At 30.7% G+C, this 11,701-nt stretch carries 12 protein-coding genes; 1 reads left to right on the top strand and 11 read right to left on the bottom strand.

The features are described from left to right. Positions 1 to 184: hypothetical protein (locus C8N41_RS17090; RefSeq protein WP_115840035.1), on the top strand; the 184-nt coding region annotated here is incomplete at its 5' end. A gap of 57 nt (positions 185 to 241) precedes the next feature. Here C8N41_RS17090 and C8N41_RS16290 read toward each other — a convergent pair. The 11 genes from C8N41_RS16290 to C8N41_RS16340 form a co-directional block, all read right to left on the bottom strand. Continuing rightward, complete coding sequence (locus tag C8N41_RS16290) at positions 242 to 709, bottom strand: hypothetical protein (protein ID WP_147298977.1); 468 nt, start codon at positions 707 to 709, stop codon at positions 242 to 244. Positions 710 to 870: 161 nt separating this feature from the next. Then, a complete protein-coding gene (locus C8N41_RS16295; RefSeq protein WP_115840037.1) occupies positions 871 to 2,085 on the bottom strand; it encodes a hypothetical protein in 1,215 nt (404 codons plus the stop codon). Between the two features lie 233 nt (positions 2,086 to 2,318). Continuing rightward, entirely contained in the window at positions 2,319 to 3,014 is a 696-nt protein-coding gene (locus tag C8N41_RS16300) for a hypothetical protein (protein WP_115840038.1), read from the bottom strand. Between the two features lie 163 nt (positions 3,015 to 3,177). Beyond that, complete coding sequence (locus C8N41_RS16305; RefSeq protein WP_115840039.1) at positions 3,178 to 4,347, bottom strand: TlpA disulfide reductase family protein; 1,170 nt, start codon at positions 4,345 to 4,347, stop codon at positions 3,178 to 3,180. A 133-nt stretch (positions 4,348 to 4,480) separates the two neighbouring features. Next, entirely contained in the window at positions 4,481 to 5,056 is a 576-nt protein-coding gene (locus tag C8N41_RS16310) for a hypothetical protein (protein WP_115840040.1), read from the bottom strand. A 268-nt stretch (positions 5,057 to 5,324) separates the two neighbouring features. Next, entirely contained in the window at positions 5,325 to 6,710 is a 1,386-nt protein-coding gene (locus C8N41_RS16315; protein WP_115840041.1) for a Sau3AI family type II restriction endonuclease, read from the bottom strand. Continuing rightward, positions 6,703 to 7,950, bottom strand: a complete 1,248-nt coding sequence (locus C8N41_RS16320) for a DNA cytosine methyltransferase (RefSeq protein WP_115840042.1) — start codon at positions 7,948 to 7,950, stop codon at positions 6,703 to 6,705. Before C8N41_RS16320 ends, C8N41_RS16315 begins: the two co-directional genes overlap by 8 nt. Beyond that, on the bottom strand, positions 7,940 to 8,248 hold the full coding sequence (locus C8N41_RS16325; protein WP_115840043.1) for a helix-turn-helix domain-containing protein: 309 nt from the start codon (positions 8,246 to 8,248) through the stop codon (positions 7,940 to 7,942). The genes C8N41_RS16320 and C8N41_RS16325 overlap by 11 nt, the downstream gene beginning before the upstream one ends. A 316-nt stretch (positions 8,249 to 8,564) precedes the next feature. Continuing rightward, positions 8,565 to 9,485 (bottom strand): PDDEXK family nuclease, encoded by a 921-nt coding sequence (locus C8N41_RS16330; RefSeq protein WP_115840044.1) that lies wholly within the window; start codon positions 9,483 to 9,485, stop codon positions 8,565 to 8,567. A gap of 164 nt (positions 9,486 to 9,649) precedes the next feature. Further along, positions 9,650 to 10,348 carry a hypothetical protein gene (locus C8N41_RS16335; RefSeq protein WP_115840045.1) on the bottom strand — a complete coding sequence of 233 codons (699 nt, stop codon included), beginning with the start codon at positions 10,346 to 10,348 and terminating at the stop codon, positions 9,650 to 9,652. 156 nt (positions 10,349 to 10,504) lie between these two features. Continuing rightward, positions 10,505 to 11,581: a ligand-binding sensor domain-containing protein gene (locus C8N41_RS16340; protein ID WP_115840046.1), complete on the bottom strand. Its 1,077-nt coding sequence runs from the start codon at positions 11,579 to 11,581 to the stop codon at positions 10,505 to 10,507. Positions 11,582 to 11,701: the final 120 nt, after the last annotated feature.

Below are 11,701 nucleotides of genomic sequence, written 5' to 3' on the forward strand. Positions count from 1 at the left end.
GCTACAGTTGAACCAAGTAAGAATAATAATTCATATGGATTTGTATATTCAACATTTTCGTATTTCCGCATTGTTCTGTGTAATGTTTGCCAACGGTTTTGTATATGGAAAGTTGCGGTTTTGTGTGCGAGTATTTTCCGAAGGAAAATCAGACGTAACAAAACAAGCAACTAACATTGGTTAAGCTAGAAACCAGCAATTTTTTATATACGTTGTTGGCAACTGGCTTTATTTTTTCAGTTTATAATTCAGTCCAAATTAATTTATAATTCGGAAAATGGCTTTCAAATCGTTGTTTTATTTTTTCTAATGTTTTTGAGTCAATATTTTTATGCTCAATTTCAATTCCGATTAAATGGTCGCTCAAACACCAACCTTTGCAAATTAGTGACTGTTCCGATTTAATTGAATTCAGAGTGATTTTTTCTCCGAATTCCGTTCCATAATTCATTAAATCTACTTTACTCAACACTTTTTGGATTTTGAGTTTAATCCACTTTTCATTCGGTAATTTAATGTTTTCAGTATTTATTTTCTCCGATTTTTGAAATTCAAAGTCCAGATTTTTTACAGCGTTTTCAACTTCAAATGAGTATTCTTTTGACCAAGTATAATTTCTGTCGTAAGTCATAAATTTATAAAACAGAAAAAACCCTAATATCAATAGGATTGGGAAAATGATTAATTTATTTCTTTTCGTTTTATTCAAATGAGTGAGTTTTTCAGCTTGTTGCCAACGTGTTTGTATATGGTTTGTTGCGTGATTTAAGCACTAAATTTAGCAAATAAAAACCGAATAGAAAATCCGCGAGGATTTTCGTAAGTAAGCTATAACTAGCAATAAATTATATACGGTGTTGCCAATAGTTTTTATTTTTTGTCGAAGTGAAAAGTCATTATTTCTACTTCAACTTTTTTGTCATTGTCTTGTGGTAAATGAAAATCATAAGAGAAAGATGATTCTCCTTTATCTCCGTTGTATTTTAAATAGTAATCGTGATTTGATATGTCTGATTTTATAGTTTTCAGCACGTTAGAAAAATCTTTATTTTGGACAAAAATCATAATTGCAACTTTCGAATCTCTCCAAGTTAAATATCTATCAAATAGCTGTGATATTGCCTTTAGAAATTCCGAACTACCGTGCCAAAATTTACATTCTGCAATAAATAAGTTTGTTCCATCATCAGCGTATTTTAATATAATATCCGCTTTACCACCACGATTAAAAGTTTCTCCAGTTGCTGTAGTTCCTTCATATCTTGTTTCCAATACAAATAAAAATTGGTCTCTTAAACCTTCTTCATCTTTGCCAATGTATAAAGCAGGTTTCTTTTCCATACTTTTCCCAGAGTCATAAATTACCTTTAAAACATCTTCATACATTTCTTGACTCATTGATGGAACAGAGTTAAATTCTTTATTTTTAGCGACTGAAGGTTGTTTAATTATTTTCTTTTTTATGGTTGGCGCTGAAAATATTGATTGTGTATTTTCATTTACTTTTACATTAATTGCTGCGAAAAAATCATTTTCTTCTTTATACTTGTTTTTCTCTCGAAGAAATAATGCTCTTATACTATCGTCAAATGTAACGTTTGATTGAGAAACGTGGTCATTGACTGTATTTAAATTAGCAAAAGCATCTTGATAACAAGAAGATTTTTCTCTTTTAAATTCCGCTGCATCTTGTCTAAAAATTTTAATCTGAAAAGAAACAGTACTATTTCGTCTATTTACATCTATATCATAAGTAGAATAGGAATATGGATTCGGTTTGATAGCAAATAAATCTGCACTTCCCTCAAATCGATAAGTTATTCTGAAAGTCCAAGAATTTGCCATAAATATTCTCCCAAAACCATCATTTCTTTGTTCTTGAGATTTAATTGGGTTAGAAACCTCTTCTGTTTCCAAAAGTATTTTTAATGGTTCTAGTCGATATTTTTCGATTAAATAATTGATGTATTCATTTTCATCGACTTTTAGAATGTAATCTTTACCCTTTGAGTTGATTTCTTCAATTATATTTTGAGTATATATTTTAGGAAATTCTAACCAAGATATTTTTGAAAATGCTTTCATTTAGTAGTTTAGTTCAAATTATTGGCAACGTGTTTGTATATGACAAGTAGCGTAAAATTATGACTTATTTTTCAATCTCGCCACAAGCCAAAACTTTTGTATTTTGTATTTATCTTTTCTGTTTAAAATGCCAAATCAAAAGATTTGGTGGTTTACCAAATATACCAAAATTTCCGGTTTAGAAAAGACGTAGCTATTTGTTATATACGGTGTTGGCAAATCGTTTTTTTAAATTATGAACCAAGCATTATTCTTTTAGCTAATTCCGCAGTTACACTAACAAAAATTTCTTTTATTACTTGTAATCCAGTTTTTTGAGCTCTTCCCCAAAATCTCGAAAGTCGAACCATTATCTTTTTTTTGGATTCAATCGTGAGAGCATTTTTAATTTCCTCTGTTTCTTTCTCTAAAATCTCAATTTCAACAACTTTTTCAGGTGGTTGTTTTTCTTTAAGCTTCTTTAATTTTTCTTTTGATTCGTCAAGATATTGTTCAAGAAATATTTGTTGTTCCAAGTCGAAAGTTTCTATATCTGCATTTTCGTCTATTATGTCGAATTTTTGAAAAAATCTTTCTGCATTTGACTTTAATATTGGGTCGTCAAAGAATGATTCCGTTGTTTCGTATTGGTCAAGAAGATTTAGCCAACTTTTAAATTGAGCTTCTAGATTTTTTATTTCAATCCAGCCTCGATGGTTTCCGTTTTCATTTACATTTTTGGGTTTTCTGTCCATTAAGAACTGAAATGAACCGTTTTGCATTTTCTTATATTGTTCAATCTTAAAATAAAAATCTGAAGTATTATCAATATCTAAAACGTATAGTAAATTGTCTTTTGGGTCAATTATTTTGAACTTTTCACCAGTCAGATTAACAAATGATTCCAAAGATTTTAAAATCGTAATCGGTAATTTTTTCTTTTTATTCATATTTTGTGCGTGATGTTCAAAATGTTTGCCAACGTGTATGTGTATGATTAGTTGCGTGGTTAAGCACGTAATTTAGCAAATAAAAACCGAATAGAATATTCCGCAGGAATATTCGTAAGTAGGATAGAACCAAGCAATTAATTATACATGTGGTTACCCACAGTTATTTTTTCGATTTTAGTTTCAAAAGTTCAGTTGCTTTATGAAAGTCAAAATCTACTCGTTGTTTATTTTTATCAAATATTATCGTAGTCGGAAAAGCAACAACATTGTAGTCTGATTGAATTTTGGAATTAGTTCCAGCATAAAGATTTATCCAATCGATACTATCTTTTTCAGATGCTCTTTGCCATTTTTTCATTCCGTCATCTACGTTAATAGATACTATTTCAATTCCGTTTTCTTTTAATTTTTTATAATGTTCTTTACTTTCTTGATTAAACTTTCTACAAGGTGCACAACCTGACCACCAAAAATCTAAAACAGTAAATTCATTCTGTGATATTATTTTAGATAATTGAGAATCTTTTTCCGAAATATCAGGTAGAGAGAAGTCCATAAATTGCTTACCGAAGTTTACGTTATTCATTCTTTTTATATGTGAACTTACAACTGTGTAATCAGGTGAATTTATGTATGACTCGTCGATGTTATTAAAATATTCATTAATTGATTTTTTTTGTTCACTACTCATTTCTTTGAAGTCAAAAACAAATCTGTTGTCAAAAATATATTTCAGATTATTTAAGCCAATAATTGTATTCTTCTTATCGCTAAAAATTTCTGTATTTACTTTGATTACATTTTCTCGAACTTTAGGAAAAACATATTTTCTCAAACTATCCATTAGAACGCTATCTCTAGGATTATAGGACAAACCATTATAAGCTTCCCAATATTTATTTTTGTTATTTTGATAATAAGTGTTTACTCCATTATCTTCAAATGAATTTTCCGAAAAATATAAATTTTCATCTCTTTCATCAACTGTAACATTGATTCTTAAAGTATCTTTTGTTAGATAAACGTCATAAACAGAATACATTCCGTCAAATTCTTCTAATTCGTTATCGAATGCGATTTCAGCTCTTTCTGGATTTGGTAAATTGCCTTTAAATTCAAATTTACCATTTACAATTTCGGAAGTTAGTCGATTGTCCATTCCTAAGCTTGGAATATGAAGACCTAATTTTTTTCCGTCTCCGTTTTTAGCTGTTCCAAGAATTACGAATTCAATTTCAGAGTTTTCTTTTTCAGCTGTTTTATTCTCTTTTTTACAAGAAGTAAAAATCAGAGAAATAATCATTAATGTTATCGCAAAGGCTTTTTTCATAATTGTGGGTAACGGTCTTGTGTATGGCTCGTTGCGGAAAATGTCCAACGGACTTTTCCGCCGTAACCGAAAGATAGCAAATTGCAATGAATTCCGATTAGGAATTCAGCCGCAATGAGCTATACACGTTGTTCTACGCAGTTTTTATTTCCGTTAATATTTTTCCTTCTCCATTCAGTTCATATTTATAACCTTCCCAATCTATTAATTCAATTCTGTTTTCAATAATTTTAAATTCCGTTTTTCCATTTGGATTTACAAAAATATCTCTCGCACTAAAATTCCATTTAGTTTCTCCATTTTTATCAATTCGGCTAACTTGAATTTCTCCGTGAATGATAAAATCTTCGTCAAATTCATAAATTCCGAAACAAGTTGCAACGTCATATTGATTTCTCCAATTCGCTGATAAGTCCATTAAATTCAGAGAATATATTTGGTCAGAACAACAAATGTAAATTCGGTCATTTTTAATTAGAAATGAATTTTCAGAAATTCCAGTTGCTCCTCCAGATTCCAATAATAATGCACTACACTTTTCAATTCCGTTTTCTGTTATTCGAATTCCGTGTTTTGAAGAAGGTTTATATTCCGATTCTATTCCTAAATCGGCTGGATATTGTTTCTTAAATCTCTGACCAAATTCCGCTGAATCCAAATCAGATTCATTTGTTATTTCAATAACGGATTTTTTATATTTTACTATCATTTTCTTGGTTTGGTCAAATTGCGTAGAACGGTCTTGTATATGAAAAGTAGCGGATTTTACTCACTAATTTTTCAGATTAACAATGACCTCTAATTTATTCATTTTCTTTCGATTAAGCGATTAAACCGCTATTTTTTATATACGTTGTTGTGTTTTCGTACTTTTTTCCGCAAACTTGCTAGCGTTGGCAAAGACATACTCTTTTGCAATTTTTGGCTTGTGTAATGGCTGTAGCGAATTGCAAATGTGTATGGCTTTTAGCGTTGGCTTATTTCAGATATATTTCGTCTTTCACATACCTTGCGTTTAACCAAAAACAATGCTTTGTATATTCAGTCAATCCTGTTAATTTATCTGTGACAGGTAATTCATAAGTATCTGCTGCATTTCTTGCGTGTGGTCTAACGTGACTTATTCTGTTTTCGGTTTTCTTTGGAAAATAGGTTTTTCTTTTTCCTTTGTCAGTTACTTCTTTTACAATTTCTCCTTTTAGAACTGTTCTAACCATTTCTTCCCAAACATTTTTGGCTTCAAGAATGTCGGAATGAGGCATATTCCAAAACTTCACTTTTCTTAAAATCAAATTCTCTCCCTCAAATTGATAGAACACAAAGAAAAATTTACTTTCCAAAATGTTCTTAAAATCTGAATCTTCCCAATCTGTTTCTACAAGCTCTTGATATTCAAATGTTGGAAACGAAATATCTTCTTTTGGTAAATCATTTTCTTTAAGTCGAATAGTTTTTACTTGAATATCTGCTTTTTCAAATTCCTCTATCTTTTGACCGAGTTCAAGTCCAAGAATAGCATTTGTAAGATTTGCAAAATAACTTTTGGCTTTTTGGTTTAATTCTAAACCTAATTCTTGTTCAATTTGTTCTGCGGATTTTCCATAAAATGGGTGGAATTTTAGAATTACTATTTCTTCTATTGAACGTACTTTCTCTAAAATTTCAGGTTGTTCAATTATTTTTCCGTAAACAGCAGTTTCTTCTTGAGCAATATTCGCGATTATGTGATTTACATAACCTTGCTTTAAAGAATACGCTCGTTGTTTTGCTTGTTCTTTATTAAACGGTTGGTCTCTGAATGATTTTAGAGCAGTTGAGCCTTTTGTACAAGCTCCAAGATAAAACGTATCTCCTTCGGATAATTCGTGTGCTTTTCCGTCTTTGATTTTTTGGTTGATAAATTCCCAATCTTGTTTAATAATTTTTAAATCTTCGTTTGGATATTGCCAACCGTCAACTAATTTTATTAAATAATCAAGTAAGTCTAAATCTTTGTCGTGAAGATAAAATACCAAAAGTAGATGTGCGTTTTTCTTCCAAAACGAACTTGTTTCAAATTTTTCTTTATGAACTTCTAAATAGTTGATTATGTTTAAGACTAGCCTTTCTTTTGAACGATATTCTCCGTTTTTGAGAGTCTTTAAAGGGCTTGTTTTTAATTCAAGACCTGCTTCCAAAAAATCAGGTTCTGCATCAGAATTTGGTTCGTACCCAAAATAGAATTTCTCTAATATTTGACCAAAATTTCCTTTTCCTTTGTAACCGTGTTTTTCAATTTCTGAACCGCAGGCTTGTCTTAAAGTTTGGTTTTTAAGTTGTTTTGCAAATTCAATAATTGAATCAGCTGAAGTTATATCAAGCATATTCAAATTGGTTTATCTGTTTGTAAAGTTCTTCTCCAATTTTTTCAATTACGCCAACAACTAAAGCATTTCCCATAAAGAACGCTCGCTTTGTGTCTGTAATTCCTTCCAATTTGGTATGATTATCTGGAAACATATTTAGTCTTTCTAACTCAATTGGTGTCAATCTTCTTAAACCTCTATCAGAAACAATTACGTGTTTAAATCTTGAAGGTGATTTTCCACCTTCTCCTGTTATAATAGTTCTTGAAGCATTGTCTAAAGCATCTGGGTAAATCATTCCACCTTCTGAATATTTGTAAACAAAACCATCTGGTGATTTTCTTTCAATTGTTTTTGCACCTTTCAAATATTCCCATTTGTCTTTGTCTTTATCGTCAATAAAAAATTCAGGTGTAACTTCTCCATTTTGTAAAACGTCTGCTAAAACAGTTTTCTTACCATCATAATTTGGTTCTGTTTTAGTTGTGTAAACTTTACCTTTTATTAATAAACCTGTATTTTGGAAAGGCGATAATTTTCCATTTTTATTGAAATTATTGGTTATTTCTACTAAATCTCCTTTTAACTCAACTTCTTGAATTGAATTTGTTTTAGCAACAGGAAAAGCGTTTGCAATAGTTCCTTCTTCTGTTAGCCAATTTGTTTTATTTGATTTTTGAAGTCTTTTGTAAACTTCTGTCGATTTATGATAGCCAATAAAGAAAACTCTACGTCTTCTTTGTGGCATTCCATATTCAGCTGCATTTATAACTCGCCATTCTACTGCGTATCCCAAATCGTTTAAACTTTGTAACATAACTGCAAAATCACGACCTCTTTGTTTGGCTGGCGATTTTAAAAGTCGATCAACATTTTCTAAAAAAAGATATTTTGGTTTGTTCTTTTTGTTCTCCAAAATTTTATGAATTGACCACCAAAGAACACCTTTTTTACCTTTTAAACCTTTTGAATTATGTAATGTAGTAGCAACAGAATAATCTTGACAAGGAAAACCACCAACTAATAAATCGTGATCTGGGATTTCTTCTACATTTCTTGTTACTACTTCGTTTATATCTTCGTTAGAATGATTTTCTTTTCCAAAACGTGCTTCATAAACCATTGATGCGTGTTGCATTTTGGTTGACGGTTCCCATTGATTACTCCAAACAACTTCGTAATTGCTTTTTTCAAGTCCAAGACGAAATCCTCCAACTCCTGCAAATAATTCTGCAACTTTCATTTTCTTATTTTCCATTTTCTTGAGCTTTATAATAGTTAATTTTTTCTTCTGCTACTTTTAATATTTCAGAAGTAGATTCTGTGTATTTTAGTTCGTCTGCAATTTTTTCAGAGTACCAATTTATGATTAGTTCACTTTCGGGAAGTTCGTAAAACTTTGCAAGTCTTACGATTTGTTCCATTGTCGGTTTTCTTTCGTTTTTCTCGAATTTGCTTATCAGAGATTGGTCAATATCTACTTCAGCCGCAACTTTTCGCAGTATCAATTCTTTTTCCTCTCTGGCACATTTTAAAGTGTCGCCTAATGTTTTCATTGGTCAAAATTATTTTAGACAAATATTGTCCAAATTTATAAAAACATTTTGAATTTCCAACTTTTAATTCGGATTATTTCGAGCGTTGGGAAATTTTAGCTCTTTTGGTTTTTAGAGCATTGGAAATTAGCGTTGGCAAAAACCAAAAGTGCTAAAATATGCGGCTGGTAGTATGAAACACAACGGTCTCGGCTATGAGTAGTTGCGTGGTTTAGCACTTAACTTTGCAAGTACACACCATACTGAAAATCCGAGAGGATTTTCAGAAGTAGGCGAGAACAAGCAATTACTTATAGCCATTGTTGTGCGTTCGTTTTTATTCTTCTAAAATATCGTTTAAACTTTTATTGTTTTCATCTATCCAATCATATCTAACTCCAAAACCCCAAAATTTTCTAACATCTTGCAAGTTAAACTCGTCTGTCCATAATGCACGTAGCTTACTGAAAGAATAAAGTTCATCTGAATTTTGTTTTTTTAAGCAGTTCTGATTAGTATTCATAATTTCTGCTTCTACTAAATACCTTTCAACTCCCTGTTCAATAGCAGGTTTTAAATATACTTTTTGTCCGACTTTTAATTTACCACTTTCAAAAAGTTTTGTGATTATTGACTTTGCTCTTTTCCTTTTTTTACTTCTACTTTCTTCTGTTATATTTTCTTCTGGTTTGATAAAGGATTGAGCTAAAAATTCTTTCCCATTATTATCCTTGAAGTAATTAAAATTTACAGCATTTATATTAACCGAATAAGGTTCACTTGACAAGTAGTCAATTATTCTAACGGTTGAATCATCAATTTCAGAACCAACAATTAACATTTTGTGGTCAGAGTTAAAATCAATTTCTTCCGAATCCTTTTCAAATTTTGAAGTGAAATATTCTCCTAAATCATTGTATTCGGTATTACTATGTTTGTTGAAAATACTATTCAACTCATCGTAGCTTAAATCTTTAACCCAAGTAGCATAATCGAGAGCTTGAGCAACAATTTCTCTGTATGTTTTGTCTCTTTTTAATTCTATGATAATTATTTCGCCTATTCGGTTAACAGCTAAAATGTCAATCTTTTTACTATAAGCTGTAATAACTTGACTGCCAATTACAGCTAAACCGTCTGAAAGAATAGAAATATCCTCAATCAGCCATTTTTCAAGTCGGTTTTCATAGTCTAATTTTGATTGAGAAACTTGTTTTACATTTTCTCCTTCTATATTCCAAAGTTTAATTTCTTGCATTAAGATTTTCAGTTTTCAAATGACGCACAACGGTTTTGTATAAGAATAGTTGCGTGTTTGCGTGCGAGGAATTTCCGCAGGAAATTCAGATGTAGCAAATACGCAACTACCTTTATTTAAGCACAAAATAGCAATTATTTTTATACGTTGTTGGGTTTAGTACTTTATTCAATTCCGATTAATTCATATAATTCAGCTATTCCGGAAAGTTTTTCTTCTGAAACTTTTATTTCCATAGGAAAAGTGTTCGACACGAGTTTGGTCAAATTAATTACAGAATGTATAGGTAATTCAATTCGGTCAGTCACATACATCTCATAAATTGTATTTCCTAAATCGCTTTCTGTGTCCTTTTTTATTAAAGTCAATTTGTAACAATCAAAACCCTTTATTTCCTTTCTATCTTTTCGATTTTCAACTATTTCGTATTCGTGATTTTTAGCAAATAGGTCATACTTTCTATAATTGACAGATTTGGATTTGTCATAATAGTTTAAAATTCCGCTATTTTTTTGAATCATAAAATAATCGCCAATCATTTTACCTTTTTGTTTGGTATAACGCCAAATAGAGTCATTTAGAATTTCTACATAAATTTCCGTTTCAGGTGTTTGAGTTAGAAAATCAGTCATTTGCATTTCTTTGAGTTTTTTATTCATCAAAGAATCTTTTCCATTCGGTTTGTAAGTTGAATCAATTAAAGAATCCTTTTTTGATTCCAAATCCGATATCCCACTTTGTGAAGAAACCATAGATTTTTTGAATACAAACTTTGTCGGTTTAGGATTGTTTTCTGTCAGTTTCTTTGTTGATGAGCAACCAACTAAAAATAGAATTATTAAAATGTAGTTTATATGTTTCATTCGTATTAAACCCAACGGTTAGTATATGAAAAGTAGGCGATTTTGAAGCTCCAAACTTTCAGTTAAACACTTACTTTGATGCGAGCCAAAAGCCTTTATTTTACTGATATTTCGCCTATTTTTTATATACATTGTTGTGCGTTCGTATTTTATTTTTCAGAACATTTTCTCAAATGATTTTCCGTTAAATCTATAAACTCCTCCATTCGCCATTCCAAAAAGTAAATTATTACTATTGTCATTATAGATCGTCCAAATCATTGATTTAGATAATTCGCTATCAATGGTAAAGTTTGTCAAAGTCTTGCCGTCATATTTCCAAGCTCCTGAATCCCTATCTCCAAACCAAATGTTTCCTTCTGAATCTTCTTCAATAGCAAAAACTGATTGTAATCCTGTATTTTTATCTAATTGTTGTGATTTAATGTTCGCTTCAAACTCATTCAATGGAATTAGTTTTCCTTGTTCTTTTGAGAAATGGGTTATGGAATCTCCACTTTTTCGGATTACGCCAATTCCATTATTTCCTATCCAAATTCTACCTTTTGAATCTGCTAATACACTTCTTATGTGTAAAACTTCATTGTCTTTAAGCTTGAGGTTTTTATGGTTATAAATATTTGTCGTTTTGCCATCGTAATTGAACAATGCTGAATAAGTTGCAATCCAAACTTTACCATCTTTATCTTTTGAAATACCTGTAACACCATAAGATTTATTCGGATTATCATTTTTAGGTTTTGGAAAAATTAGATAGTTCATATTAATTCCATCAAAGCGGTTTATTCCATCTTCTTCTCCTGCATAAAACCATAAACTTCCATCTGTAGCATTCCAATCTAATTTCGGGGAATTAGACACACTTAAATAACTTGTGAAATTTTCTCTATTGTAACTACACACACCTTTGGCAGTTCCAATCCAAATTATTCCGTTTTTATCTTCTTGAATTGAACGAATTTGATTGCTTGCTAAACCGTCATTTGTTGTGAAGTATTCAAAAGTTTTCCCATCATAATGGCTAATACCTTCGTTATGACTTCCAAGCCAATAATCACCTTTACTGTCTTGAAAGATAGCTCGTATTCCAGAAGTAAATTTTAATGTGTCGGTTTGTAAATTTTCCAGAAATACAGATTTGTTCGTTTCCTTTTCGATTTTTTTATTTTCGGTACAGGAAAAGTTCACAGTAATTAAGAATATGAGGGAAATTAAGTTCATTTTTCTGTTCATTTCTGTAGTTTTCTTATATGACGCACAACGGTTTAGTATATGATTTGTAGCGTTGTTTCAGCCAGTAAGTTAGCAAATAATAATCGAAATAGAAAAACCGCGAGGTTTTTCGTGAGTAGG

The sequence above is a fragment of the Winogradskyella sediminis genome, from assembly GCF_003387355.1.
In the GTDB taxonomy this organism is placed as follows: Bacteria; Bacteroidota; Bacteroidia; order Flavobacteriales; family Flavobacteriaceae; genus Winogradskyella; species Winogradskyella sediminis.

Bases quoted from the DNA above. Each gene is read 5' to 3' on its own strand.
- C8N41_RS16295 (WP_115840037.1), bottom strand. From the start codon at position 2,085: ATGAAAGCATTTTCAAAAATATCTTGGTTAGAATTTCCTAAAATATAT.
- C8N41_RS16300 (WP_115840038.1), bottom strand. From the start codon at position 3,014: ATGAATAAAAAGAAAAAATTACCGATTACGATTTTAAAATCTTTGGAA.
- C8N41_RS16305 (WP_115840039.1), bottom strand. From the start codon at position 4,347: ATGAAAAAAGCCTTTGCGATAACATTAATGATTATTTCTCTGATTTTT.
- C8N41_RS16310 (WP_115840040.1), bottom strand. From the start codon at position 5,056: ATGATAGTAAAATATAAAAAATCCGTTATTGAAATAACAAATGAATCT.
- C8N41_RS16315 (WP_115840041.1), bottom strand. From the start codon at position 6,710: ATGCTTGATATAACTTCAGCTGATTCAATTATTGAATTTGCAAAACAA.
- C8N41_RS16320 (WP_115840042.1), bottom strand. From the start codon at position 7,950: ATGGAAAATAAGAAAATGAAAGTTGCAGAATTATTTGCAGGAGTTGGA.
- C8N41_RS16325 (WP_115840043.1), bottom strand. From the start codon at position 8,248: ATGAAAACATTAGGCGACACTTTAAAATGTGCCAGAGAGGAAAAAGAA.
- C8N41_RS16330 (WP_115840044.1), bottom strand. From the start codon at position 9,485: ATGCAAGAAATTAAACTTTGGAATATAGAAGGAGAAAATGTAAAACAA.
- C8N41_RS16335 (WP_115840045.1), bottom strand. From the start codon at position 10,348: ATGAAACATATAAACTACATTTTAATAATTCTATTTTTAGTTGGTTGC.
- C8N41_RS16340 (WP_115840046.1), bottom strand. From the start codon at position 11,581: ATGAACAGAAAAATGAACTTAATTTCCCTCATATTCTTAATTACTGTG.